At 45.1% G+C, this 579-nt stretch carries 1 protein-coding gene; it reads left to right on the top strand.

The features are described 5' to 3' along the window. Positions 1–53: 53 nt before the first annotated feature. The gene (locus ACYQ28_RS18720) at positions 54–530 is read left to right on the top strand and encodes a pathogenesis-related BetVI family protein (RefSeq protein ID WP_460164741.1); all 477 of its coding nucleotides are present in this window, start codon (positions 54–56) and stop codon (positions 528–530) included. Positions 531–579: the final 49 nt, after the last annotated feature.

Here is a 579-nt window from a genome sequence, read left to right as displayed (position 1 = left end):
CAAACTAGAAGTATTATTATTCTTCCATTTCCATTAAAAAGAAAATATCATAAATGGGTATTTTCACATTCGAGGACGAAATCACCTCCCCTGTGGCTCCTGCTACTCTTTACAAAGCTCTAGTTACAGATGCCGACAACGTCATCCCAAAGGCTCTTGATTCCTTCAAGAGTGTTGAAAACGTTGAGGGAAATGGTGGCCCAGGAACCATCAAGAAGATCACTTTCGTTGAGGATGGAGAAACCAAGTTTGTGCTGCACAAAATAGAAAGCATTGATGAGGCGAACTTGGGATATAGCTACAGCGTGGTTGGGGGTGCTGCATTGCCAGACACGGCGGAGAAGATCACATTCGACTCCAAATTGGTTGCTGGTCCCAATGGAGGGTCTGCTGGGAAGCTCACTGTCAAATACGAAACAAAAGGAGATGCTGAGCCCAACCAAGACGAACTCAAAACTGGAAAAGCCAAGGCTGATGCTCTCTTCAAGGCCATTGAGGCTTACCTTTTGGCCCATCCCGATTACAACTAATCCGCCTCAACTTACTTGTCATCACTTTCTTGCTTTTTCTTGCTTGGAG

This window comes from Sessilibacter sp. MAH1 (genome assembly GCF_054658315.1).
This window is presented reverse-complemented; position numbering and strand designations above follow the sequence as displayed.

Excerpts from the sequence above, each read along its gene's own strand:
- ACYQ28_RS18720 (WP_460164741.1), top strand. The coding sequence starts at position 54 with ATGGGTATTTTCACATTCGAGGACGAAATCACCTCCCCTGTGGCTCCT.